Origin of the sequence: Nocardioides pymetrozini, from assembly GCF_046058985.1 — a bacterium.
GTDB lineage: Bacteria > Actinomycetota > Actinomycetes > Propionibacteriales > Nocardioidaceae > Nocardioides.
The window spans coordinates 1,325,030-1,348,082 of the sequence record NZ_CP175556.1; the positions used below are offsets into that span (position 1 = coordinate 1,325,030).

Consider the following 23,053-nt stretch of genomic DNA (forward strand, 5'->3'; position numbering starts at 1 on the left):
CCGGTGAGCACGAGCGCGGTGGCTGCCGTCGACTGCGGCACCAACACGATCAAGCTCCTGGTCGGCGATCCCGAGGACCCAGGGAGCGTCCGCCGCGAGAGCCGGATGATCCGCCTCGGCCAGGGGGTCGACGCGACCGGACGGCTCGCGCCGGAGGCGCTGTCCCGGGCCTGGGCGGCGATCGAGGAGTACGCCGCGATCATCGCCGGCGCCGGCGTCACCGCCGACCGGATCCGCTTCTGCGCCACGTCGGCGACCCGGGACGCGGCCAATGCCGCGGACTTCACGGCCGGTGTGCGGGCCCGGCTGGGGACGGACCCGGAGGTGCTCTCGGGCGAGGAGGAGGCTCGGCTCGCGTTCGCCGGCGCGCTGCGGGGGCTGGAGGGCGTCGCGGACGTCGAGGACCCCGCGCTGGTCGTCGACGTCGGAGGCGGCTCGACCGAGCTCATCCTCGGTCATCCGCGCACCGGTCCGACCGCGGCGCACTCCATGGACATCGGCTCGGTGCGCCTCCACGAGCGGCACGTGCGCCATGACCCCATCACCCGCGACGAGATCGCCGCGGTGGCCGCCGACGTCGACGCCGCGCTGGACGCGTCACCGGTCGACCCGGCCGCGGCGCGCACGGTCGTGGTCGTCGCGGGCACCCACACCACCCTCGCCGCCGGCGCCCTCGGCCTCGGCGCCTATGACCGCACGCTGATCCACGGTCGCGTGCTCGCCGTCGCGGACCTCTGCGCCCAGGTCGACCGCCTGCTCGCGATGAGCGTCGCGGAGCGGCGCGCGCTCGGTTGGATGCACCCCGGTCGGGCCGACGTCATCGACGCGGGCGGCCTCGTCGTCGCCGGCGTCCTGGAGCGGCTGTCGGTCGGCACCGTCACGGTCGCCGAGACCGACATCCTCGACGGGATCGCGTGGTCGCTGGTGCGATGAGCGAGAGCCCGACGGAGGCGATGGTGCGGCTGGACGCCCGGGTCAGCCGGTGCCGGAAGTGCCCGCGGCTGGTCGCCTGGCGCGAGCAGGCGGGGCGGGAGAAGCGCGCGGCGTACGCCGACCAGGACTACTGGGCGCGCCCGGTGCCCGGCTTCGGGCCGGCGGACGCGCGGATCCTCGTCACCGGCCTGGCACCCGCCGCCCACGGGTCCAACCGGACCGGCCGGATGTTCACCGGCGACCGGTCCGGGGACTGGCTCTTCGCCTCCCTGCACCGCGTCGGGCTCGCCAGCCAGGCGGAGAGCGTCGCGATCGGCGACGGCCTCGAGCTGACCGACGTGCGGATGGCGGCGCCGGTCCGCTGCGCGCCGCCCGCCAACAAGCCGACGCCCGAGGAGCGCGCGGCGTGCGCGCCCTGGCTCGACCGGGAACTGGCGATCCTCGCGCCACGCCTGCGGGTGGTGGTGGCGCTGGGCGCGATCGGGTGGCAGGCGTCCCTCGACGCGCTGGGGCGGGCCGGCTGGACGGTGCCGCGGCCGCGCCCTCGCTTCGCGCACGGCGCCGAGGCGACCCTGGGCCGCACCACGCGACGGCTCGCGGGCCACGACGTCGTGCTGCTCGGCTGCTTCCACCCCAGCCCCCACAACACCTTCACCGGACGCCTCACCGAGCCGATGACCGACGCCGTCCTGGCGCGTGCCCGCACGATCGCGGAGGCCGACGGGCTGGGATGATGCCGGGGTGAGCACCGACCTGCACGCCGTCACCGTCCTCGGCCGCGACCGCCCCGGCATCATCGCGGCGGCGACCGCCGGCCTCGCGGAGCTCGGGCTCAACATCGAGGACTCCACGATGACGCTGCTGCGCGGGCACTTCGCGATGATGCTGCTGTGCCGAGGCGTCGTCGACGCCTCCACGATCGAGCGGGCCCTGGCGCCCCTGACCGCGGACGGGAGCCTCGACGTCGCGGTCCGCGCCGTCACTGCGGAGCCGGAGTCCGCGTCCGGCGGCAGCGCATGGGTGCTGACCGTCCACGGCGGCGACCGCTCCGGCATCGTCTCCGCCGTCGTCGGCGAGGTCGCCGCGGCCGGCGGCAACATCACCGACCTCACCACCCGGCTCGCGGGCGACCTCTACCTGCTCGTCGCCGAGCTCGAGCTGCCCGTCGCGGCGGACCCGGCCACGGTCGCGGAGCAGATCCGCGCGGCCGCCGGTCGGGTCGGGGTCACCGCCACGCTGCGCCCGGCCGAGGCCGACGACCTGTGAGCGCCGCGGGGAGCGAGCGCGTCGCTGCCTGGACCGAGGTGGAGCTCGGCGTCGAGGGCGCGGTGCGCTCCGTCGTACGGGCGCCGCAGGGGGTGCTCGCGGCGCGCGGCGCGGACGTGGATCCGGCTGCGCCCGACGTCGTCCAGCTCGCCGCCGACCTCGTCGCGACGATGCGGGTCAGCCCGGGGTGCGTGGGTCTGGCGGCCAACCAGGTCGGCGTGGGAGCGCGCGTGTTCTGCGTCGACGTCACCGCGCACCCCAAGGCCCGCACCGGCCACGGCACCTTCGTGCTCTGCAACGCCGAGATCGTCGCCGCCAGCCGCAACGAGCGGGCCCGGGAGGGATGCATGAGCGTTCCCGACCTCACCGGCGACGTGAAGCGCGCCTCCCGGCTCACGGTCCGCGGCTGGCTGCCCGGCACGGGCGAGCTGGTGGAGCTCAGCACCGACGCGTTCGAGGCACGTGCCCTGCAGCACGAGATCGACCACACCGACGGTCTGCTCTTCCTCGACCGGGTGGCGGGCGCGCACGCGGTCTATCCTCGCCAGACCTACCTCTGAGCAGCCCTCGGAGTCCTGGCCCCCGTATCCCAACCGGCAGAGGAAGCCGCCTTAAAAGCGGCGCAGTCTGGGTTCGAGTCCCAGCGGGGGCACCGTTCTGCTGAGAGCAGAACATCTCCCGTGAGCCTCCGTCGGCGACCGGACGGCTGCCTACGATGAGGCATGGCCGAGGAGCAGACTGCGGCGGAGCCGCTGTGGCGGGAGCTGGTGGGACGACGGCTGCGCGACCTGCGCCGTGAGCGCGACGAGACGCTGACCGAGACCGCCGGGCGAGCCGGCATCTCGCCGCAGTACCTCTCGGAGATCGAGCGCGGCGTGAAGGAGCCGAGCAGCGAGATGATTGCCGCGGTCCTCGGCGCGCTCGACACCACCCTGCTGGACCTGACGGCGGCGGTGGCCGGCGAGCTCTACGCCGCTGGCGCGCCCGCACGCCCCCGGCCGCTGTCCGTGCCGGCGCCGCAGGCCCAGCCGGCCGCCTCCGCCTACGCCCTCGCCGCCTGAGCCACCGTCGCGGGGGCGCGGGCCGCGATCACGTGGTCGATCAGGCCGTACTCCCGTGCCGCCTCGGCGGTGAACACCCGGTCGTGGTCGGTGTCCGCGCGCAGGGTGGCGGTGTCCTGACCGGTGTGGCGCGACAGGATCTGCTCGATGTCGGCGCGCACCCGCACCACCTCGTCGGCCTGGAGGATCAGGTCGGGGATGGCGCCGCGTCCCTGCGCGGCCGGCTGGTGCAGCACCACCCGCGCGTGCGGCAGCGCGGCCCGCTTGCCCGAAGCGCCCGCCGCCAGCAGCACCGCGCCGACCGCGATGGCCTGGCCGACACAGGTCGTGGCGACCTGAGGCCGGATGAACTGCATCGTGTCGTGCACCGCCAGCATGGCGCTGGGGTCGCCGCCCTCGCAGTTGATGTACAGCTGGATGTCCCGGTCGGGGTTGTCGGCCTCGAGATGCAGCAGCTGCGCGACCAGAGAGTTCGCCACCCCCGCGTCGATCGCCGTTCCGAGGTAGACCACCCGCTCGGTGAGCAGGTGGGAGTACACGTCCATGATCCGCTCGCCGCGCGGGTGCTGGGCGATGACGTTGGGGACCAGGTAGGAGCTCATCGCGATGCTCCCGCCGACGCGAAGGTGCCGAGACCGAGCGGCACCCGGCGCGGCGGTGCCAGGACGTCGTACGACGCCACGATCTCGTCGACGAAGCCGTACTCGAGCGCCTGCGAGGCGGAGTACCACCGGTCGTGCAGCGAGTCCTCGAAGACCCGCTCCAGCGGCTGACCGGTGTCCTCGGCGATGAGGGCGAGCACGGTGTCGCGGGTGTGGCGCAGGTCCTGGGCCTGCAGCTCCACGTCGACGGCGGTCCCGCCGATGCCCGCCGAGCCCTGGTGCATGAGGATCCGGGCGTGGGGGAGCGCCCGCCGCTTGCCACGGGTGCCCGAGGAGAGCAGGAACTGCCCGGCGCTGCAGGCGATGCCGAGCGCCAGGGTCGCGACGTCGCACGGCACCAGCCGCATCACGTCGCGGATCGCCAGCATCGCCGGGACCGAGCCACCCGGGGAGTGGATCCACAGCGCGATGTCGGCGTGCGGGTCCTCGGCGGCCAGCCCGACGAGCTGGGAGGTCAGCAGCATGCCGTTGTCGTCGTCGAGGGCACCGTCGAGGACCAGCACCCGCTGCTGCAGCAGCTCGCGTCGTACCCGGTCGTCGAACATGCGGGGTCGGTTGTCGTCGCTCATGGCGCCACTGTCCGGGGCTCGGCGGCCGCGGACCAGGCGGATCCGCTCTCGGCAGCGAGCGGCTGCTGAGGGCAGCGGCCTGCCTTGACTTCATGTGCACCTGAAGCGAGACAGTGGTCCCATGCACCGTCACGAGCACCAGCACGAGCACACGCTGACCGACCTGCGCGAGGCCCTCACCGCCGGCTTCTGGGACGAGAGGTACGGCGGCGCCGACCGCGTCTGGAGCGGCCGGCCCAACCAGCGGCTGGTCGAGCAGGTCGCCGACCTGACGCCGGGCACGGCTCTCGACGTCGCCTGCGGCGAGGGCGCCGACGCCGTGTGGCTGGCCACACAGGGCTGGCGGGTGACCGCGGTGGACGTGTCCCAGGTCGCGCTCGCCAAGGTCGCCACGCACGCCGAGCAGGAGGGCGTGGCCGACCGGATCCGGCTGGGCTTCTACGACGCTCTCGCCGATCCGCGCCCGGTCGGTCGCCGGAGCTTCGACCTGGTGACGGTCAGCTTCCTCCACGTCCCGCAGGCGGACTTCTCCGCCATCTACCGGGGCATCGCCGACGCGGTCGCGCCCGGCGGGCGGCTGCTCGTCACCGCCCACCACCCCGACGACGTCGCGACCGGTGCCCGCCACGACCACGGTCCAGGACTGATGTTCGAGCCCGGGCGGGTCCTCGAGACGCTGGACGCCGAGCGTGCGGACGGGGGGTGGGAGGTCGAGGTCGCCGACACCCCGGTGCGGGAGCAGGCCATGCCGGACGGGCCCCTGCTCGTGCGCGACACGGTGGTCCGCCTGCGACGCCGCTGACCCACCCGAGCGGGTGACGTAGGTCACGTCGCTCCGGTACGTTGCCGCACGTGCTCCCTAGAACGTGTTCTCGTCTGCTGCGCCGTGGCGTCCTCCTGGTCACCCTCGTCCTGACCCTGGCTGCCGTCACCGTCGGTGCGCCCGCGCCCGCCCAGGCGGCGGAGGACGACCCGCCGCAGCTGCGCCGCGAGGGCCGGTGGCTCGTGGACGAGCACGGACGGGTCGTGATCGTGCACGGGTTCAACCTCGTGTGGAAGCTCGACCCCTACGTCCCGCCGGACTCCGCCGAGGGCTTCACCGAGGAGGACGCGCAGTGGCTGGCCCAGCACGGGTTCAACGGGGTCCGCCTCGGCACGCTGTGGGCCGGCATCACGCCGGACGCGCCGGGCGTCGGCGACCCGACCTACCGCACCCGCTGGCAGCGGGTGATGGACCTGCTGTCCGAGCGCGGCATCTGGATGCAGCTCGACATGCACCAGGACCAGTGGCACGAGACGTACGGCGGCGAGGGCGTTCCCGACTGGGCGGTGCACCGGCCGGCGGTGCTGGGCCTGCTCCCGCCGGTCAACCTGCCCTTCCCGATGGGCTACTGGACGCCGGAGACGTCGGCGGTGTTCGACCAGTTCTGGGCCAACCGGCACGGCGGCATCGACCACTGGGCCGCCGCCTGGCGGATCGCCGCCGGCTGGTGGAAGGACCAGCCGCACCTCATGGGCTACGACCTCATCAACGAGCCGTGGATGGGCCTGGAGTGGCTCTCCTGCTTCACCGGCGGGTGCGCGGGCGCCTACGAGCGGGAGCTGCAGCCGGCCTACGAGAAGGTGACCCGGGCGATCCGCCAGGTCGACCCCGACAACGTCGTGTGGTGGGAGCCCCAGCAGCTCGCCGCGGGCCGCCCGGTCCCCACCTACCTCCAGCCGATGGCCGGCGAGTCCCAGCTCGGCTACTCCTGGCACAACTACTGCCAGGACGTCTTCTTGGAGTCGCAGGGTCTGCCCGTCGGCGACGTCGAGAACTGCTGGCGGTTCAGCAGGGAGCGGACGGCGACGGCGCTCGCCCAGGCCGAACGGATGCAGGCGGCACCGATGATGAGCGAGTGGGGCGCGACCGACAACCTGCGCGCGGTCGAGATCGACGCCGCGGTCGCCGACGAGAGCCTCATGGGCTGGACGCACTGGGCCTACAAGCAGTGGCAGGACCCGACCACGGCCGACGACGCCCAGGGGATGTTCGAGGACGACACGGACTTCGCCTCGGTGAAGGCGGACAAGCTGCGGGTCCTGGTGCGCACCTACGCCCAGGCGACGGCGGGGACCCCGCTGGAGATGGACTTCGACGCGACGACCGGAGCCTTCTCCTTTCGCTACCGGTCCCGTGCCAGCGACGCCCCGACCGAGATCTTCGTCAGCCCCCTCCACTACCCCCACGGCTACGACGTCGCCGTCACCGGCGGGGACTGGACGCCGGGCACCGCGGGCCGGATCGAGGTGCGGCCCGACGTCCCGGGCCAGGAGGTGACGGTTCGGGTCGCCGCGCGGTGAGCGCGTACCCGTCCGGGCCGGGAACCTTCGGCGACGCCTGGACGTTGCACCAGCATCGAGACACCTAGACTGTAGGTGAAGGGCGGCCGCCGTGGCCGTTCGGCAGACTCGCAAGCCTGCGGAGGAGACCATGCAGAGCAACAACCCGGTGTTCCGGCGCTCCGAGGAGTTCAACCGGTCCGGAGCCGCTGCCTACCAGGGCTTCGGTGAGCCGCAGTACGGCGGCTACACCCAGCCCGGCTATCCCGCGCCCGAGGCGCCCACCACGCGCCAGGGCCGGATGACGATCGACTCGGTCGTCCAGTCCACCGCCATCACCCTCGCCGTGGTGTTCGTCGCCGCGGCCGCGACCTGGTTCCTCACCCCGGCCATCGAGGGTGCCGACGTCGCCGAGGATCTGGCTCCGCTCTACGCCGCCTCCGCCATCGGCGGCATCCTGGCGTTCGTCCTCTCCCTGGTGAACTCCTTCAAGCGGGAGATCAGCCCCGCTCTCGTGCTCGCGTTCGCCGCTGCCGAGGGCGTCGCGCTCGGTGCGATCAGCAAGACCTTCGACGCCTTCATCGGCGACACCATCGTCCTGCAGGCGGTGCTCGGCACGATGGCCGCCTTCGCCGGAACCCTGGCGGCGTACAAGGTCTTCGACATCAAGGTCGGGAACAAGTTCCGCACCTTCGTGGTCGCGGCGATGTTCGGCATGGTCGCGCTCGGCTTCCTCGAGATCATCCTGGGCCTGTTCAGCGCCGACCTCGGCCTGTTCGGCTTCGGCCCGCTGGGCCTGCTGTTCGCGGTCGCCGGCCTCGTGCTCGGTGTGTTCATGCTCGTCATGGACTTCGACTTCGTCGAGCAGGGCGTGCGCAACGGGATCCCGGAGCGGGAGTCCTGGCGCGCGTCGTTCGCGATGACCGTCAGCCTGGTCTGGATCTACACCAACCTGCTGCGGATCCTCGCGATCCTCCAGCAGGACTGAGCTCACCGCGGAAGGGCCGCCCGGGACTCCCGGGCGGCCCTTCCGCCTGTCCGGCCGCCTGTTCGGACCGCATGTCCGGACCGCATGTCCGAGACGGCGTCACTCGGTCTCGGCGGCGGCCAGCGCCTCGGTGCCCCCGCCGTCGTGGCTCTCGTGCTCCTCGGGAGCCTCCCCGGGGACGTGCCGGCGCGAGCGGCGATGGCGCAGCTCGACCCAGAGCCCCCGGACGCCGGCCCGGCGACCGCCGACCTCGGTCCCGCCCAGCTCGGTGCCGGGCTCGTTGACGGCCTGGACGGCGGCCCGGGTCACCGGGAGCACGCCCTCGCCGCGGTAGGCCTCGAGCGCGCCGTCGTCCGGGGTGTGCGCGAGCGCGGCCAGCACCGAGGGCACGAGGACCCCGGCCAGCGCCTTGTAGCCCTGCGCGGAGGGGTGGAACCGGTCGGGCCCGAACAGCAGTGCGGGGGCCGCGGCGAACTCCGGACCGAGGATGTCGCCGAGCGAGACCGTGCGACCGCCCTCCTCGACGACCGCGATCGTCTGCGCAGCGGCGAGCCGGCGGGACCACGCGCGGGCGACCTGGCGCAGCGGGGGAGCGATCGGCTGGATCGTGCCGAGGTCGGGGCAGGTGCCGACGACGACGGTCGCCCCGGAAGCGATCAGCCGGCGCACGCCCTCCGACAGCGAGCGGACCGAGTGCGAGGGCCGCACGGCGTGGGTCACGTCGTTGCCGCCGATCAGGATCACGGCGACGTCCGGCTCGATCGGCAGCGCCAGGTCGACCTGGGCGGCCAGATCGGAGGACTTGGCGCCGACCACGCAGAAGGCCCGCAGGTACACCCGTCGGTCGGCGTGCTCGGCGACGGCCGAGGCGACCAGCGCGCCGGGCGTCTCCTCGACCCGCTCGACGCCGTAGCCGGCCGCGCTCGAGTCGCCCAGCAGGGCGATCCGGATCGCCGGACCCGGTCGGCCACGGCCGTACCAGCCGGTCGCGTCCGGCGGCGGCTCCTCCCGCGCCGGGCCGATGGTCTTGCGGGCCAGCTTCGCCTCGGCCGTCAGCACGCCGTAGAGACCGGCGCCGAGGGCGGACAGCCCGCCCCCGCCGTACAGCGCGGCGGCGGCGAGCTTGCGGGCTGCGGACGCCTTGCTCACGCGGCAACTCTACGGAGGGCTTCGAGGCTCGCTGCGCTCGCACCTCACCCCCCGTGGATATTCTGCGGACATGGAGTACGTCGAGTCCCTGCTGGAGCTGATCGGCAACACCCCGCTGGTCCGGCTCAACCGTTCCCTCGACCTGCCCGACACCGGCGGACCGCTGGTGCTGGCGAAGGTCGAGTACCTCAACCCCGGCGGTTCGGTGAAGGACCGCATCGCCACCCGGATGATCGAGGCCGCCGAGGAGTCCGGCGCGCTGCAGCCCGGCGGCACCATCGTCGAGCCGACCTCCGGGAACACCGGCGTCGGGCTGGCGATGGTGGCCCAGCAGAAGGGCTACCACTGCGTCTTCGTGTGCCCGGACAAGGTGAGCGAGGACAAGCGCAACGTGCTCAAGGCGTACGGCGCCGAGGTGGTCGTCTGCCCGACCGCCGTCGCGCCCGAGCACCCCGACTCCTACTACAACGTGTCCGACCGCCTGGCCAGCGAGCCGGGCGCATGGAAGCCCGACCAGTACTCCAACCCGCACAACCCCCGCTCCCACTACGAGGAGACGGGCCCGGAGCTGTGGCGCCAGACCGAGGGTCGGATCACCCACTTCGTCGCGGGCGTCGGCACCGGCGGCACCATCTCGGGCATCGGCCGCTATCTGAAGGAGCAGAACGCCGACGTCCAGGTCGTCGGCGCGGACCCCGCCGGATCGGTGTACTCCGGCGGGACCGGCCGCCCGTACCTCGTCGAGGGCGTCGGCGAGGACTTCTGGCCCGAGACCTACGACCGCGGCGTCGCCGACCGGATCATCGAGGTCTCCGACGCCGACTCGTTCGCGTTCACCCGCCGGCTGGCGCGCGAGGAGGCGCTGCTGGTCGGCGGCTCCTCGGGCATGGCCGCCTTCGCTGCGCGCCAGCTGGCTCAGGAGCTCGCCGCGGCGGGCCAGAACGACGCCGTGATCGTCGTGCTGCTGCCCGACTCCGGCCGCGGCTACCTGAGCAAGGTGTTCAACGACGACTGGCTCGCCCAGTACGGCTTCAGCACCGGCCAGCCCCGCCCGGCGCAGACGATCGGCGAGGTGCTGCACGGCAAGTCCGGCGGCCTGCCCGCCCTCGTGCACACCCACCCCAACGAGACCATTGCCGAGGCGGTCCAGATCCTGCAGGAGTACGGCGTCTCCCAGATGCCCGTCGTGCGCGCGGAGCCGCCGATCGTGGCCGCCGAGGTCGCCGGCTCGGTGTCCGAGCGGGCGCTCCTCGACGCGCTGTTCACCGGCAAGGCCCGGCTGACCGACTCGGTCGAGCAGCACATGTCACCGGCGCTGCCCACGATCGGCTCGACCGAGGACGCCACCGCCGCGGTGCCGCTGCTCGAGTCGGCCGACGCGGTGCTCGTCCACGCGGACGGCAAGCCGGTCGGGGTGCTCACCCGCCACGACCTGCTCAACTTCCTCGCGCGTGGCTGAGGCCGGACCCGCGCTGCCCGACGGCGTCCGGTACGCACGGCCGGAGGACGTCCCCGACGTCCTCCGGCTGATCCGCGCCCTCGCCGACTACGAGCGCGAGCCCGACGCGGTCGAGACCACCGAGGACGACCTGCACCGCTGGGTCTTCGGCGAGGACGCCGTGGCGAGCGTGCTGGTGGCCGAGTCGGGCGGGCGCGTGGTCGGGATGGCGCTGTGGTTCACGACCTACTCGACCTGGAAGGGAGTTCCCGGCCTCTATCTCGAGGATCTCTTCGTCGAGCCGGCGGCGCGGGGCACCGGCCTGGGTCGGTCGCTGCTCCAGGCGCTGGCCCGGATCGCCGTCGACCGCGGCTACGCCCGCGTCGAGTGGGTGGTCCTCGACTGGAACACGCCCTCGATCGACTTCTACGAGGCGATCGGCGCCCGCCCGCTGGACGAATGGCGGACCTTCCGGCTCACCGGCCGGCCGCTGGCCGAGCTCGGCGCGACGGAGGACGTCCGGTCTCAGTGACGCTGCTCGAGGCCGACGGCCTCGCGCAGGCGCCGGACGGACGCGCGCAGGTCCTCGGAGTCCGCAGCCTGGTGGGCCATGAGGTCCGAGAGCGCCTCGGCGATCACGTTGAGCTTCTCCTGCGCGGCCTCCTGACCGCGGCGCCCCGCGTTCTCGAGGAGGACGAGCAGCAGGAGCGAGAGGATGGCCGAGCCGGTGTGCAGGGCGAGCTCCCACTTCGTGGTGCTGCTCCACAGCGGCTTGCTGAGCGCCCACAGCGCCAGCGCCACGATGATCACGCCGAAGAACGGCGCGCGGCTGATCCGCAGGTTGATGGCGTCCACGAACCGCTCGAAGGGCGGGGGACCGCTGGTGGTGTGCCGGGACTCCGACGCGGGGTTCTCCTCCATGCCGGGAGGCTACGCGAGCGTCCCGGGGGCGTAGTAGCGGCACGTGTGGTGGGGCGCGAAGCCCCGCGCCTGCCAGAAGGCCTGCCCACCAGGGTTGTCGGTCTCCACGTGCAGCCACGCGGTCATCGCGCCCTGCTCGGCGGCCCACGCGAGCAGCTCGCCGACGACCGCGGTGGCCAGGCCGCGCCTGCGGTGCGCCGGGTCCACCGTGACGCCGTGCAGGCCCACCCAGTCGCCGTCGACGGCGGCCTGGGCCTCGGCCACCGGGTCACACCCGGCATCGACCGACGCCACCGCCCGGGACCCGTCCACGGCGAGCTCGACCGCGGGTGCGGCCGACGACGAGGGGAGGGCGCGTCGCAGCCGCGCCACCGAGCCCAGCCAGAAGGCGGACTCGCCGTACTCCAGGCGACGCCAGCCGGCGCCGGCGATCGCGCTCTCGACGTCGCTGTCGGCCTCGACCTGGGCGAGCGGGTCCCGCCCGCGGGCGGCGTAGAAGGCCGCGACCGCGGCCAGGGCCTCCGCGACGGGACGGCCGGGATCGCCCATGGCGAGACACGAGTTGGCCCGCTTGCGCAGGGGGCCGACCGGTGCCCGGTCCGCACGCAGCTCCCACTCGCCCAGCGACTGCCGGTCGACGGAGGGCCAGAGCCGCCCCGTGCGAGCCTCGGCATCGCGGGCGCTCACTCGGAGCCGGGTGGCCGGTCGCGGCGGCACCGGCTTGCCCGAGACGATGTCGGCGACGGCGATCCGCACCGGCTCGCCCGCCTCCGGCTGGACCACGCACGCCCCGTCCGCCCACGACAGGCAGGTGCCGAGCAGGTCGGTGAACGCCGGGCCCCCGGTGGGTCCGGTCTCGCCGCGCAGCAGGCGGCGTACGACGACGCGCTGGCCCACCACGTGAGGGCCGAGGAGATGCCGTCCCGGCTGGTGTCCATCATTCGAGGGTCGGCGCACATCGGCCACGGTGGGGATACTAGGCTGGGCCCCGACACGAAACCCCTTCGTATCGGGGTCGCCGTCGTGTCGCCCCGCTAGCCCCGTTCCTGGTCCAGGAGGATTCGATGACCTACGTCATCTCGCAGCCGTGCGTCGACGTCAAGGACCGTGCCTGCGTCGACGAGTGTCCCGTCGACTGCATCTACGAGGGCAAGCGGATGCTCTACATCCACCCCGACGAGTGCGTGGACTGTGGCGCCTGCGAGCCGGTCTGCCCCGTCGAGGCGATCTTCTACGAGGACGACGTCCCGGAGGAGTGGAAGGACTACTACGACGCGAACGTGAAGTTCTTCGACGACCTCGGCTCGCCGGGCGGTGCCGCCAAGATGGGCGAGATCGACAAGGACGCCGCCTTCGTCGCCGCGCTCGAGCCGCAGAACCAGGACCACTGAAGGGCCGACTGAGCCGTTCCATGGTGACCCTCGGTGCCGTCTCGGGCCGGCTGCCCGACTTCCCGTGGGACAAGCTGCCCCCGTACGCCGAGCGGGCGCGGGCACACCCCGACGGGATCGTCGACCTGTCGATCGGCACGCCGGTCGACCCGACGCCGGAGGTCGCGCGCGCGGCGCTCGCCGCCGCCGCGGACGCACCCGGCTACCCGCTCACGGTCGGCACCACCGAGCTGCGCCAGGCCGTGGTCGACTGGCTCGCCGGCACCCACGGGGTGACCGGGCTCGGCCTCGACCAGGTGCTCCCGCTGATCGGGTCGAAGGAGTTCATCGCCTCGCTGCCGTCCTTCCTGGGCCTCGGACCGGGCGACCTCGTGGGCTACCCGACCCTCGCCTACCCGACCTACGAGGTGGGCGCGGCGCTGGCGGGGGCCACGGCCGTCGCCACCGACTCGCTGACCGCCTTCGGGCCGGAGACGCCGCGCTTGCTGTGGCTCAACTCGCCCTCGAACCCCTCCGGTCGCGTGCTCCCGAAGGAGCACCTGCGCAAGGTCGTCGACTGGTGCCGGGAGCGGGGCGTCCTGCTCGTGTCCGACGAGTGCTATCTCGACTGCGTCTGGGAGGGCGAGGCGTGGTCGGTGCTGCACCCCGACATCTCGGGCGGCTCGGCCGACGGCATCCTGGTCGTGCACTCGCTGTCCAAGCGGTCCAACCTCGCCGGCTACCGGTGCGGGTTCGTCGCGGGTGACCGCGCGGTCGTCGCCGAGCTCCTCGCCGTCCGCAAGAACATGGGCCTGATCATGCCGGCGCCCCAGCAGCGCGCGATGGCCGCCGTCCTCGGCGACGAGGCGCACGTCAAGGAACAGCACGAGCGCTACCGCGCGCGTCGTACGACGCTGCGCACGGCGCTCGAGGCCGCCGGCTACACCATCGACCACTCCGAGGCGTCCCTCTACCTGTGGACCACCAAGGGCCCGGACGGCCCGGACTGCTGGCAGCTCGTCGGGGACCTGGCCGAGCAGGGCATCCTCGTCGCGCCGGGCGCCTTCTACGGCCCCGCCGGCTCCCACCACGTCCGGATCGCGCTCACGGCGACCGACGAGCGCATCGCCGCGGCTGCCGCACGGCTGACGTCCTAGGACACGCCCCGCCTACGCCGGGATGGTCGCCAGCACCTCGAGCATGTGGTTCATGACCGCGAGGTGCTCGGCCGCGGGACTGAACATCACCAGCTCGGTGTCCTCCTCGACGCGCACGGTGTGCCCGGCGGGCCAGTGCACGACCTCGCCCCCGGTGCAGGTCTCGGTGCTGCCGTCGCCGTAGGTCACCACGACGCGTCCCCGCACGAGATAGCCCCAGTGCGCGGCGAAGCACAGGTCGTCGTCGAGCCCCGCGAGCAGGGGAGCGACGTCGACGCCGGCGGCCAGGCTCAGATGCTCGGCGGCGAGCGGGCCGTGGGCGGTGCCGAAGTCGCCGAGGTGGCGGGCGGTGGCGCCGAGGGCGTTCATCTTGACCGGCAGGTCGAGGGTGTGGACGTGCATGGCGGTGTCCTTCCGGAGTGGTTGCCTGATACCTGTGAAGGCGTGACAACCGGTGTCACAATGCGACAGTGAGCCCCGAGGACCTCGAGCGGCAGGCGGGCGAGCTCTACGCCGCGGGCGACTTCGAGGCCGCCGTCGCCGCCTGGGAGCGGCTGTACGACGTCCACCGGCAGGCCGACGAGCCCGAGCGCGCGGCCCGAGCGGCGGCCCTGGTGGCGCTCAACCTCCTCTGCGAGACGGGACTGCTCGCTCCCGTGCGGGGCTGGGTGGCTCGCGCCCGGCGCCTCCTCGGACCCGCCGCGCCGGGGCCGGTGCACGCGCTGCTGGCGATCACCGCGAGCTACGAGCGATTCCTCTCCGGCGACCCCGACGGAGCCCGGGCGCCCGCGCAGGAGGCGGTAGAGCTCGGTGAGCGCTTCGGCGTCGACCCGGCCCGCGGCCTCGGCCGGGTCGCCCTGGCCCGGCTCGCGATCCACCGGGGCGAGGTCGACGAGGGCATCGGTCTCCTCGACGAGCTCGCCGTGGACCTCGCGGCCGGGTCGTACGACCCGCTGACGACCGGCAACGTCTACTGCGAGCTGATCTGCGCGGCCCTCTGGCTCGGTCGTCACGACCGGGCCCGCGAGTGGACCGACGTCATGGAGCGCTGGCGGCACGGGCCGGCGTTCGGCGCGACGCACGGCCGCTGTCGCGTGCACCGTGCCGAGCTGCTGCGCATCTCCGGGCCCGCACAGGCCGCCGAGGAGGAGGCGCTGGCGGCGTGCGCGGAGCTGCGGCCGTGGATGCGCCGCGAGTTCGGCTGGCCGCTGGTGGAGCTCGGCAGCATCCGGCTGCGGCGTGGCGACCTGGACGGCGCCGAGGCCGCCTTCCGGGAGGCGCACGAGCACGCCTGGACGCCCCAGCCCGGACTCGCCCTGCTCCGGCTGGCGCGCGGTGACGCGGCGGGTGCGGCCGCGATGGTCCGCGACGAGCTCGAGCACCCGATGGACCTGCCCTGGAAGGAGCGCCCGCCCTTCGGCGACCTGCGGCGGGTGCCCCTGCTCGCCGCGCAGGCGGAGATCGCCGCCGCCACCGGAGACGCCCCCGTCGCCGGCGCCGCGGCCGACGAGCTCGCGCGGATCCACGAGCGCTACCCGAGCGATGCCCTGCGGGCCGAGGCCGCGCTCGCCCGGGCGCGGGCGGCCCTCGTCGCGGGCGACTCCGGCCGTGCGGTCGCGGCTGCCCATGCGGCCGTCGAGGGATGGGCCGCGCTGGAGGCGCCGTACGACGCGGCCTGCGCGCGGGTGGTCCTCGGGCAGGCCCACCGCACCGCCGGAGACGACGCCCTGGCTCGTCTCGAGTGGGAGGCCGCGGCCGCCGGGTTCGCCGGCTTCGGTGCGGCGGGTCGCGCCGCGGAGGTGGCCGCGCTGCTGGGAGAGGAGCGGGCGCCCGGCCACACGGCGACCCTGGCTCGGGACGGTGACCGCTGGCGGATCGCGTACGCCGGCGCCGAGGCGTGGCTGCCCGACCTCAAGGGGGTCCGGCTGCTCGCGGACCTGCTCGCCAGCCCCGGCCGGGCGGTGCCCGCGGTCGAGCTCGCGGGCGCCGGTCTCGTGGAGGCGGGCCTCCCGGTCCTGGACGAGGAGGCCCGCGCGTCGTACCGGCGGCGCCTGGCCGAGGTCGAGGAGGACCTCGCGGAGGCCGAGCGCCACAACGACGAGGCACGCCGCCTGCTCGCCCAGCGCGACCGCGACTACCTCCTCGCCGAGCTGTCCGGCGCGGTCGGCCTCGGCGGTCGGCTGCGGACCTCCGGCGGGACCGCCGAGCGGGCCCGGACCAGCGTGACCCGCTCGTTGCGCTACGCCCTCGCGCGGGTCGCCGAGGTGCACCCCGAGCTCGGCGGGCACCTCGACCGCGCCGTGCGCACGGGCGCGCACTGCAGCTACGTCCCGGACCCGGTGGTCCCGTTGCGGTGGGAGGTCGTCACCTGAAGACGTCGACGTGCACGTGGTCGCGGTGCTCGAGGATCCGCCGGTCTCCGGCGCGGTCGGGCGGGTCGTAGTCGCGCCAGCCCTCGCGGCCGGCGGTCCAGATCCGGTCGTCGAAGATCACCGTGCGCACGCCCAGCCGGGCGGCGTTCGCGACCGACCAGTGCGCGATCGCCCATCCCTGGTCCGGTTGGCCTTGGTGACCGGGCGCACGAAGACGTCGATCGCGCGCCCGTCGTAGTGCGCCGATCCCTCCATGTGACCGGTCGAGACGCCGTCCGGGGCGAAGCCGCCCAGCTGCAGGCGGCCGAAGCGGGTCAGGAGCTCGGTGCGCAGGGTGTCGGCGCGGGGCGTGAGGCCGCTGGCGACCAGCTCGGTGTCGGCCGACGGTGCCCCGCCGTCGAGGTCGCAGCTGAAGGTGGCGGGGGAGAACCCGGACAGGGCCGAGGCGAGCGCCCGACCGTCCGCCTCGTGGTCGGCGTACGCGTCCGGGAAGGCCGAGCGCTGCACCTCCTGCGCGGCCACGGTGATCTCCATGTCCTCGTAGCCCGGCACCTTCACGAGCGCGTCGTAGAACGCGTTGGTCGCGTAGACCGGGTCGAGGACCTGCTCCGGCGTGCCCCAGCCCTGGGACGGCCGCTGCTGGAAGAGCCCGAGGGAGTCGCGGTCGCCGTAGTCGATGTTGCGCAGCTTCGACTCCTGGTAGGCCGTGGCCAGGGCGATGGACGTCGCCCGTGCGGGCAGCCCGCGGCGTACGCCGATCGCGGCGATCAGCGACGCGTTCTCTGCCTGCTCGCCCGTGATCTCGACGGTGTGGTCGGCCACCGTGACGGTGCAGTCGCCGTCCGGTCCACCCACCAGCTCGTCGGTCGCGCGCAGCACGCCGATCCCGACGGCCGCGACCGTCGCGAGGACGGCGAGACCGACCGCGATCGCCCAGGCTCGCTGCTTCACCACGGCTCCCAGTGTGCGTGGGGCGTGGTAGTGCCGGCGGGAAGCGGGACCAGCGCGGGACGGACGCGGGTCAGTTGGCGTGCAGGTCCGCGTTGAGGGCGATGCCCTCGCCCTGCCACGGGACCGCCTCGACCGCACCGGACACCGAGTTGCGCCGGAAGAGCACGTTGCTGGCACCGGACAGGTCCGCCGCCTTGACGACGCGGGGGTCCTTCCCGGGCTCGAGGACGGTGACCTTGGTGCCGGCCGTGACATAGCAGCCGGCCTCGACCACGCAGTCGTCGCCGAGCGAGATGCCGATGCCCGCGTTGGCGCCGAGCAGGCAGCGTCGGCCCACCGAGATGACCTGCTTGCCGCCGCCCGAGAGGGTGCCCATGATCGAGGCTCCGCCGCCGATGTCGGAGCCGTCGCCGACGACGACGCCGGCCGAGATGCGGCCCTCCACCATCGAGGTGCCCAGCGTGCCGGCGTTGAAGTTGACGAAGCCCTCGTGCATCACCGTCGTCCCGGCCGCCAGGTGCGCGCCGAGGCGGACGCGGTCGGCGTCGGCGATGCGGACGCCGGCGGGGACGACGTAGTCGACCAGGCGGGGGAACTTGTCCACGCCGTAGACGCTGACGTGGTGGCCGGCCGCCTGCAGCCGCGCCCGGGTCAGCTCGAAGCCTTCGACCGCGCACGGTCCCGCGGAGGTCCACACGACGTTGGTGAGCAGCCCGAAGATCCCCTCCAGGCTCTGACCGTGCGGGGCGACGAGCCGGTGCGAGAGCAGGTGGAGGCGCAGCCACACCTCGACGGTGTCCGCCGGTGCGGCAGCGAGGTCGGCGATCTCCACCAGGTTGACCTTGCGGGTGACCCCACGTGCCTCGTCGGGACCCTCGAGGGCGACCAGCTCGGCGGGAGCCTGCGCACCCTCGGGCCTCTCGCCCAGCGCCGGGCTCGGGAACCAGGTGTCGAGAACGGTCTGGTCGGCGGCGTAGGTCGTCAGGCCGAAGCCCCATGCGGCAGTCACGTGAGGAGATCCTAGTGGGGGAGCGGTCTAGCCCTCGGCGAGGATCGCCAGCTGGCGGCTCTGGGCGACCAGCCGGCCCTGCTCGTCCCACAGCTCGACGTCCTCGTCGTGGTAGCCGGCGATCACGTGGCGGGTGGTGACATGGCCCAGCGCCCAGACGGTGTCGGGGCGGCGCCGGTAGTGGACGGTGAGCTGGATGGTCGCCGAGGCGAGGTGCCCGATCTCGGCGGTGACCGGCGGGAAGGCGTCGACCATCGCGCCCGCGAGGAGGGCGTCGACCGGGCGCTCGTCGACCGCGCGGATCCAGCACACCGACTCGGTCACGCCGCTCGGCTTCCCCTGCAGCCAGCCCGCCACGACGGGGGCGCGGTAGCTGTAGCGGTCGAGGATCGGGACCATGCCCGTCGGGATGAGCTCGCTCGCGTCGACGCAGTCCTCGGGGCGCGGCACGTCCGGCGCGGCGTGCGGGGTGTGCTCGACGGAGCCCGTCGCGTCCCAGTCGTGGGTGCTGACGACGGCGTGGGCGACCTCCTTGCCCTCCTGGGTGAGCACGGCGTCGTACGTCGACACCCGGCGTCCCTTGCGGACCTCCCGGACCCGGATGTCGGCCGCGCCGGGCTGCGCGGGGCGGAAGTAGGTGATCGAGATGCTCAGCGCGTCCGGGTGCACCGACTCCTGGAGCACGGCGTGCTGGAGCAGTGCCAGCACGTAGCCGCCGTTCGGGGTCCGGTTGGCGGTGTTCCAGTCGGCCGTGACCTGGACGCGATGCAGACCGTCGCCCAGTGCCTCGGAGGCGACCGCGTCGTCGAGGAGGTGGCTCACCCGTCCATCGTGCCGGAGCGGCGAGACGACGGCGACGTGGCGGTCCTCACTCGCCGGTCGCGCCGTCGAGGCACTCGCGCAGGAGGTCGACATGCCCGCAGTGGCGGGCGTACTCCTCGATCATGTGGACCAGGATGTCGCGCACGCTCGCGGTCTCCGTCCCGCCGCGGAAGGTGACGACCTGGGCGAGCCCCTCGTCGGTCAGCCGGTCCAGCCAGGCGTTCGCCAGGGCCACCTGCTCGCGCCAGGCGGTCCACGCCTCGGCCACCGCGGCCTCGGTCGGCTCGACCTGGGCGAAGCCGGCGTCGCCGTCGTCGTAGATCCGCTCGCCCTCGACCTCCACCAACGCGCGCTGGAACCAGAAGTGCTCGACGCGGGCGAGGTGCCGGACCATGCCCAGCAGGCTCATCGCACTGGGCGGCACCGAGCGCGTCGCGAGCTGCTCGGGGGCCAGCCCGGCGCACTTGCGCTCCAGGGTCGCGCGGTACTGGTCCAGGTAGTCGCGGTAGTTCGCCAGCTCGCCGGTCATGGCCCCACCGTAGGGCCGTGCGCAATCCGGTTTCCCGTACGCCGCCCGGTGACCGTACGCTTGGGGCACAGCGTTCGAGCCGTCATCAGCGGCGAGCTCCGGGAAGAAAGCCGCCAGCATCCAGCAGGGGCAAGTAGAACCCGGCGGGCAGGCCCGTCACAGCCGTGAACGAAGTGGTCCCGCGAGGGGCAAGCAGGGTGGTACCGCGGTCCCGAGGGATCGTCCCTGGGTAGCGACGGCAGCAGCAGACCGAGACCCAGGAGACCGAAGCCCGATGACCTACCCGAAGGTCACCACCGACCCGACCGCCGGACCGGCCGCCGAGCACCGCGCCGTCCCGAGCTCGCCGCGCTTCCCGCGCATCGAGGAGGGCGTCCTCGCCTACTGGGCGGAGGACGACACCTTCCGCGCCTCGGTCGAGCAGCGCGACCCCGGGGCCAACGGCGAGAACGAGTTCGTCTTCTACGACGGTCCGCCGTTCGCCAACGGGCTGCCGCACTACGGCCACCTGCTGACCGGCTACGTCAAGGACATCGTCCCGCGCTACCAGACGATGCGCGGCAAGCGCGTCGAGCGCCGCTTCGGCTGGGACACCCACGGCCTGCCGGCCGAGCTCGAGGCCATGCGGCTCAACGGGATCAAGACGACCGACGAGATCGTCGAGATGGGCATCGACAAGTTCAACGACGCCTGTCGTGCGTCGGTGCTCAAGTACTCCGGCGAGTGGCGCGACTATGTCACCCGCCAGGCGCGCTGGGTCGACTTCGACAACGACTACAAGACCATGAACCCCGAGTTCATGGAGTCGGTGCTGTGGGCCTTCAAGAGCCTCTTCGACAAGGGCCTGGTCTACGAGGGCTTCCGCGTCCTGCCCTACTGCTGGAACGACGAGACGCCGCTGTCCAACCACGAGCTGCGGATGGACGACGACGTCTACCAGATGCGCCAGGACCCGGCGGTCACCGTCGGCTTCGAGGTGACGACGCCGGGCGAGCTGCAGGGCGCGAAGCTGCTGGTCTGGACCACGACGCCCTGGACCCTGCCGAGCAACCTCGCGGTCATGGTCGGCTCCGAGATCGACTACGTGGTGGTCGAGCACGACGGCGAGCGGCTCGTGATCGCCGAGGCGCGCCTGGCGGCGTACGCGCGGGAGCTGTCGGACGACCCGGCGATCACCTGGCGGGGCACGGGCGCGGACCTGCTGGGGCTGACCTACACCCCGCCGTTCTCCTACTTCGCGGGACACGAGAACGCCTTCCGGGTCGTCGCCGCGGACGAGGCGGTGACCACGACCGACGGCTCGGGGCTGGTGCACAGCGCGGGCGCCTTCGGTGAGGTCGACAAGGAGGTCACCGACCGGGAGGGCATCGAGCCGGTCATGCCGGTCGGCAAGGACGGACGGTTCACCGCGCCGGTCGACGAGTACGCCGGCATGCTGGTCTTCGACGCCAATCTGCACATCATCGACGACCTCAAGGCCGGCACCGGCGCGGTCACCCCCGGAACGGTCCTGCTGCGCCGTGAGACCTACGACCACTCCTACCCGCACTGCTGGCGCTGTCGCGAGCCCTTGATCTACAAGGGCGTCAGCAGCTGGTTCGTCGAGGTGACCGCCTTCAAGCAGCGCATGGCCGAGCTCAACCAGGAGATCCGCTGGGTCCCCGAGCACATCAAGGACGGCCAGTTCGGCAAGTGGGTCGACAACGCCCGGGACTGGTCGATCACGCGCAACCGCTTCTGGGGCAGCCCGGTGCCGGTGTGGAAGTCCGACGACCCGGCGTACCCGCGGATCGACGTCTACGGCTCCTTCGAGGAGATCGAGCGCGACTTCGGCCGGCTCCCGCTCAACGCCCAGGGCCAGCCCGACCTGCACCGCCCGTGGGTCGACGAGCTGACCCGGCCCAACCCGGACGACCCCACGGGGCGGTCGACGATGCGCCGCGTCACCGACGTCCTCGACGTGTGGTTCGACTCGGGCTCGATGTCCTTCGGCCAGGTGCACTACCCCTTCGAGAACAAGCAGTGGTTCGAGGAGCACTTCCCGGCCGACTTCATCGTCGAGTACATCGGCCAGACCCGCGGCTGGTTCTACACGCTGCACATCCTCGCCACCGCGCTCTTCGACAAGCCGGCGTTCTCGTCGTGCATCAGCCACGGGATCGTGCTCGGCTCCGACGGCAACAAGATGTCGAAGTCGCTGCGCAACTACCCGGACGTGTCCGAGGTCTTCGACCGCGACGGCGCCGACGCGATGCGCTGGTTCCTCATGGCCTCGCCGATCCTGCGCGGTGGCAACCTGGTCGTCACCGAGCAGGGCATCCGCGACGCGGTGCGCCAGGTGATGATCCCGCTCTGGAACACCTGGTACTTCTTCGCGCTCTACGCCAACGCCGAGCAGTACGACGCCCAGGGCTCGACCGACAGCACCGACCCGCTCGACCGCTACCTGCTGGCCAAGACCCGCCAGTACGTCGAGAGGCTCACGGCCGAGCTCGACGACTACGCGATCGCCGACGCGTGCGAGACCACGCGGTCCTTCCTGGACGTCCTCACCAACTGGTACGTCCGTCGTTCCCGGGAGCGCTTCTGGGAGGGCAAGGCGGAGGCCTTCGAGACCCTCGCGGCCGTCCTCGACGTCGTGTGCCGCGCCGTCGCGCCGCTGCTCCCGCTGACGACGGAGGAGATCTGGCGCGGGCTGACCGGCGGCCGCTCCGTGCACCTGGCCGACTGGCCGGACGCCTCCGCTCTGCCGGCGGACGACCGCCTGGTGGCCGCCATGGACGAGGTGCGTGAGGTCTGCTCGAGCACCTCGGCGCTGCGCAAGGCGGCCCGGCTCCGCAACCGCCTGCCGCTGGCCCGGCTCACCGTCGTGGTGGAGGACCCCGCGGCCCTCGAGCCCTTCGCCGAGATCATCGCGGACGAGCTCAACGTCAAGTCGGTGCGCCTCGTCGCCGCCGACTCCGAGGAGGCGGCGGGCTACGGCGTGGAGCAGAAGCTCACCGTCAACGCGCGCGCCGCGGGCCCTCGCCTCGGGAAGGACGTGCAGCTCGCCATCAAGGGCTCCAAGTCCGGCGACTGGTCGGTCGCGGCCGACGGCACGGTCGTCTCCGGCGGGCTCACCCTCGTCGAGGGGGAGTTCACCCTCGAGACGATCGCGGGCGACGCCGCCGAGGGCACCGCCACCGGCATGCTGCCGGGCGGCGGGTTCGTCGTCCTCGACACCGTCGTGACCCCGGAGCTCGCGGAGGAGGGCCTGGCGCGCGACCTGGTGCGCGCCGTGCAGCAGGCACGCCGGGACGCCGACTTCCAGGTCACCGACCGGATCGAGCTCACCGTCGCGGGCCCGGCGGCCGTCCTGGCCGCCGCACGGAACCACGAGGCCCTCATCGCGGGGGAGACCCTGGCCACGTCGTACACGGTGACGGAGGAGGCGCCGGCCGGCGCCGCCGAGGTCGCCGTCGGGGAGGGTGAGAAGGCCGCGATCGCGGTCCGGCTCGCCTGAGGGCGCCGGGTCGGGGCGGGTCGCGACACGGG

At 73.2% G+C, this 23,053-nt stretch carries 25 protein-coding genes and 1 tRNA gene; 15 read left to right on the plus strand and 11 right to left on the minus strand.

What is annotated here, in order from left to right:
* The first annotated feature begins 3 nt into the window (after positions 1-3).
* The 6 genes from ACJ5H2_RS06495 to ACJ5H2_RS06520 all read left to right on the plus strand — a co-directional run bounded on the left by ACJ5H2_RS06495 (position 4) and on the right by ACJ5H2_RS06520 (position 3,260).
* Positions 4-933 (plus strand): exopolyphosphatase, encoded by a 930-nt coding sequence (locus ACJ5H2_RS06495; RefSeq protein WP_408898752.1) that lies wholly within the window; start codon positions 4-6, stop codon positions 931-933.
* Positions 930-1,667, plus strand: a complete 738-nt coding sequence (locus tag ACJ5H2_RS06500; protein WP_408898753.1) for a uracil-DNA glycosylase — start codon at positions 930-932, stop codon at positions 1,665-1,667. The genes ACJ5H2_RS06495 and ACJ5H2_RS06500 overlap by 4 nt, the downstream gene beginning before the upstream one ends.
* 7 nt (positions 1,668-1,674) lie before the next feature.
* A complete protein-coding gene (locus ACJ5H2_RS06505; protein ID WP_408898754.1) occupies positions 1,675-2,199 on the plus strand; it encodes a glycine cleavage system protein R in 525 nt (174 codons plus the stop codon).
* On the plus strand, positions 2,196-2,759 hold the full coding sequence (locus ACJ5H2_RS06510) for a peptide deformylase (protein WP_408898755.1): 564 nt from the start codon (positions 2,196-2,198) through the stop codon (positions 2,757-2,759). Before ACJ5H2_RS06505 ends, ACJ5H2_RS06510 begins: the two co-directional genes overlap by 4 nt.
* A gap of 18 nt (positions 2,760-2,777) precedes the next feature.
* A tRNA-Leu gene (locus ACJ5H2_RS06515) sits at positions 2,778-2,851 on the plus strand.
* Between the two features lie 70 nt (positions 2,852-2,921).
* On the plus strand, positions 2,922-3,260 hold the full coding sequence (locus tag ACJ5H2_RS06520; protein WP_408898756.1) for a helix-turn-helix domain-containing protein: 339 nt from the start codon (positions 2,922-2,924) through the stop codon (positions 3,258-3,260).
* Here the strand turns inward: ACJ5H2_RS06520 and ACJ5H2_RS06525 are convergent.
* Together ACJ5H2_RS06525 and ACJ5H2_RS06530 are read right to left on the minus strand one after the other, a co-directional pair.
* Entirely contained in the window at positions 3,242-3,862 is a 621-nt protein-coding gene (locus ACJ5H2_RS06525; protein ID WP_408898757.1) for a ClpP family protease, read from the minus strand. The genes ACJ5H2_RS06520 and ACJ5H2_RS06525 overlap by 19 nt on opposite strands.
* On the minus strand, positions 3,859-4,491 hold the full coding sequence (locus ACJ5H2_RS06530; RefSeq protein WP_408898758.1) for a ClpP family protease: 633 nt from the start codon (positions 4,489-4,491) through the stop codon (positions 3,859-3,861). The genes ACJ5H2_RS06525 and ACJ5H2_RS06530 overlap by 4 nt, the downstream gene beginning before the upstream one ends.
* 121 nt (positions 4,492-4,612) lie before the next feature.
* Between ACJ5H2_RS06530 and ACJ5H2_RS06535 the strand changes: the two genes are divergently transcribed.
* The 3 genes from ACJ5H2_RS06535 (at position 4,613) to ACJ5H2_RS06545 (ending at position 7,801) form a co-directional block, all read left to right on the plus strand.
* Positions 4,613-5,293 carry an SAM-dependent methyltransferase gene (locus ACJ5H2_RS06535; RefSeq protein ID WP_408898759.1) on the plus strand — a complete coding sequence of 227 codons (681 nt, stop codon included), beginning with the start codon at positions 4,613-4,615 and terminating at the stop codon, positions 5,291-5,293.
* A gap of 50 nt (positions 5,294-5,343) precedes the next feature.
* The gene (locus ACJ5H2_RS06540) at positions 5,344-6,834 is read left to right on the plus strand and encodes a cellulase family glycosylhydrolase (RefSeq protein WP_408898760.1); all 1,491 of its coding nucleotides are present in this window, start codon (positions 5,344-5,346) and stop codon (positions 6,832-6,834) included.
* Between the two features lie 130 nt (positions 6,835-6,964).
* A complete protein-coding gene (locus tag ACJ5H2_RS06545) occupies positions 6,965-7,801 on the plus strand; it encodes a Bax inhibitor-1/YccA family protein (RefSeq protein ID WP_408898761.1) in 837 nt (278 codons plus the stop codon).
* 99 nt (positions 7,802-7,900) lie between these two features.
* Here the strand turns inward: ACJ5H2_RS06545 and ACJ5H2_RS06550 are convergent, their stop codons facing one another.
* Entirely contained in the window at positions 7,901-8,950 is a 1,050-nt protein-coding gene (locus tag ACJ5H2_RS06550; RefSeq protein ID WP_408898762.1) for an SGNH/GDSL hydrolase family protein, read from the minus strand.
* A gap of 70 nt (positions 8,951-9,020) precedes the next feature.
* Between ACJ5H2_RS06550 and ACJ5H2_RS06555 the strand changes: the two genes are divergently transcribed.
* Entirely contained in the window at positions 9,021-10,409 is a 1,389-nt protein-coding gene (locus tag ACJ5H2_RS06555; protein WP_408898763.1) for a cystathionine beta-synthase, read from the plus strand.
* Entirely contained in the window at positions 10,402-10,920 is a 519-nt protein-coding gene (locus ACJ5H2_RS06560; RefSeq protein ID WP_408898764.1) for an N-acetyltransferase family protein, read from the plus strand. The genes ACJ5H2_RS06555 and ACJ5H2_RS06560 overlap by 8 nt, the downstream gene beginning before the upstream one ends.
* On the opposite strand, the gene ACJ5H2_RS06565 is transcribed toward ACJ5H2_RS06560, so the two are convergent.
* Both ACJ5H2_RS06565 and ACJ5H2_RS06570 read right to left on the minus strand, forming a co-directional pair.
* Positions 10,914-11,309, minus strand: coding sequence for a low affinity iron permease family protein (locus ACJ5H2_RS06565; RefSeq protein ID WP_408898765.1), 396 nt, complete (start codon positions 11,307-11,309; stop codon positions 10,914-10,916). The two genes, ACJ5H2_RS06560 and ACJ5H2_RS06565, sit on opposite strands and share 7 nt — an antisense overlap.
* A gap of 9 nt (positions 11,310-11,318) precedes the next feature.
* Complete coding sequence (locus tag ACJ5H2_RS06570; RefSeq protein WP_408898766.1) at positions 11,319-12,209, minus strand: GNAT family N-acetyltransferase; 891 nt, start codon at positions 12,207-12,209, stop codon at positions 11,319-11,321.
* A gap of 164 nt (positions 12,210-12,373) precedes the next feature.
* Here ACJ5H2_RS06570 and fdxA point away from each other — a divergent pair, with 164 nt between their 5' ends.
* A complete protein-coding gene (fdxA, locus tag ACJ5H2_RS06575) occupies positions 12,374-12,700 on the plus strand; it encodes a ferredoxin (RefSeq protein WP_179726966.1) in 327 nt (108 codons plus the stop codon).
* A gap of 20 nt (positions 12,701-12,720) precedes the next feature.
* The gene (gene dapC / locus ACJ5H2_RS06580) at positions 12,721-13,836 is read left to right on the plus strand and encodes a succinyldiaminopimelate transaminase (protein ID WP_408898767.1); all 1,116 of its coding nucleotides are present in this window, start codon (positions 12,721-12,723) and stop codon (positions 13,834-13,836) included.
* Positions 13,837-13,848: 12 nt separating this feature from the next.
* Here dapC and ACJ5H2_RS06585 read toward each other — a convergent pair whose 3' ends face one another.
* Entirely contained in the window at positions 13,849-14,238 is a 390-nt protein-coding gene (locus tag ACJ5H2_RS06585; RefSeq protein WP_408898768.1) for a hypothetical protein, read from the minus strand.
* Positions 14,239-14,306: 68 nt separating this feature from the next.
* Between ACJ5H2_RS06585 and ACJ5H2_RS06590 the strand changes: the two genes are divergently transcribed.
* Entirely contained in the window at positions 14,307-16,208 is a 1,902-nt protein-coding gene (locus ACJ5H2_RS06590) for a hypothetical protein (protein WP_408898769.1), read from the plus strand.
* Here ACJ5H2_RS06590 and ACJ5H2_RS06595 read toward each other — a convergent pair.
* From ACJ5H2_RS06595 to ACJ5H2_RS06615, 5 genes are all read right to left on the minus strand, one after another.
* The gene (locus tag ACJ5H2_RS06595; RefSeq protein WP_408898770.1) at positions 16,201-16,338 is read right to left on the minus strand and encodes a hypothetical protein; all 138 of its coding nucleotides are present in this window, start codon (positions 16,336-16,338) and stop codon (positions 16,201-16,203) included. The genes ACJ5H2_RS06590 and ACJ5H2_RS06595 overlap by 8 nt on opposite strands.
* On the minus strand, positions 16,326-17,162 hold the full coding sequence (locus ACJ5H2_RS06600; RefSeq protein ID WP_408898771.1) for a hypothetical protein: 837 nt from the start codon (positions 17,160-17,162) through the stop codon (positions 16,326-16,328). Before ACJ5H2_RS06600 ends, ACJ5H2_RS06595 begins: the two co-directional genes overlap by 13 nt.
* A 67-nt stretch (positions 17,163-17,229) precedes the next feature.
* Complete coding sequence (gene dapD / locus ACJ5H2_RS06605) at positions 17,230-18,168, minus strand: 2,3,4,5-tetrahydropyridine-2,6-dicarboxylate N-succinyltransferase (RefSeq protein WP_408898772.1); 939 nt, start codon at positions 18,166-18,168, stop codon at positions 17,230-17,232.
* Between the two features lie 27 nt (positions 18,169-18,195).
* Positions 18,196-18,990 carry an acyl-CoA thioesterase gene (locus ACJ5H2_RS06610; protein WP_408898773.1) on the minus strand — a complete coding sequence of 265 codons (795 nt, stop codon included), beginning with the start codon at positions 18,988-18,990 and terminating at the stop codon, positions 18,196-18,198.
* Between the two features lie 46 nt (positions 18,991-19,036).
* Positions 19,037-19,519: a DinB family protein gene (locus tag ACJ5H2_RS06615; protein ID WP_408898774.1), complete on the minus strand. Its 483-nt coding sequence runs from the start codon at positions 19,517-19,519 to the stop codon at positions 19,037-19,039.
* 274 nt (positions 19,520-19,793) lie between these two features.
* On the opposite strand from ACJ5H2_RS06615, the gene ileS reads away from it, so the two are divergent.
* The gene (gene ileS, locus ACJ5H2_RS06620) at positions 19,794-23,021 is read left to right on the plus strand and encodes an isoleucine--tRNA ligase (RefSeq protein ID WP_408898775.1); all 3,228 of its coding nucleotides are present in this window, start codon (positions 19,794-19,796) and stop codon (positions 23,019-23,021) included.
* Positions 23,022-23,053: the final 32 nt, after the last annotated feature.

Coding starts and splice junctions, on each gene's coding strand:
- fdxA (WP_179726966.1), top strand. CDS start 12,374: ATGACCTACGTCATCTCGCAGCCGTGCGTCGACGTCAAGGACCGTGCC.
- ACJ5H2_RS06520 (WP_408898756.1), top strand. CDS start 2,922: ATGGCCGAGGAGCAGACTGCGGCGGAGCCGCTGTGGCGGGAGCTGGTG.
- ACJ5H2_RS06525 (WP_408898757.1), bottom strand. CDS start 3,862: ATGAGCTCCTACCTGGTCCCCAACGTCATCGCCCAGCACCCGCGCGGC.
- ACJ5H2_RS06500 (WP_408898753.1), top strand. CDS start 930: ATGAGCGAGAGCCCGACGGAGGCGATGGTGCGGCTGGACGCCCGGGTC.
- dapC (WP_408898767.1), top strand. CDS start 12,721: ATGGTGACCCTCGGTGCCGTCTCGGGCCGGCTGCCCGACTTCCCGTGG.
- ACJ5H2_RS06555 (WP_408898763.1), top strand. CDS start 9,021: ATGGAGTACGTCGAGTCCCTGCTGGAGCTGATCGGCAACACCCCGCTG.
- ACJ5H2_RS06585 (WP_408898768.1), bottom strand. CDS start 14,238: ATGCACGTCCACACCCTCGACCTGCCGGTCAAGATGAACGCCCTCGGC.
- ileS (WP_408898775.1), top strand. CDS start 19,794: ATGACCTACCCGAAGGTCACCACCGACCCGACCGCCGGACCGGCCGCC.
- ACJ5H2_RS06535 (WP_408898759.1), top strand. CDS start 4,613: ATGCACCGTCACGAGCACCAGCACGAGCACACGCTGACCGACCTGCGC.
- ACJ5H2_RS06565 (WP_408898765.1), bottom strand. CDS start 11,309: ATGGAGGAGAACCCCGCGTCGGAGTCCCGGCACACCACCAGCGGTCCC.
- ACJ5H2_RS06530 (WP_408898758.1), bottom strand. CDS start 4,491: ATGAGCGACGACAACCGACCCCGCATGTTCGACGACCGGGTACGACGC.
- ACJ5H2_RS06615 (WP_408898774.1), bottom strand. CDS start 19,519: ATGACCGGCGAGCTGGCGAACTACCGCGACTACCTGGACCAGTACCGC.
- ACJ5H2_RS06545 (WP_408898761.1), top strand. CDS start 6,965: ATGCAGAGCAACAACCCGGTGTTCCGGCGCTCCGAGGAGTTCAACCGG.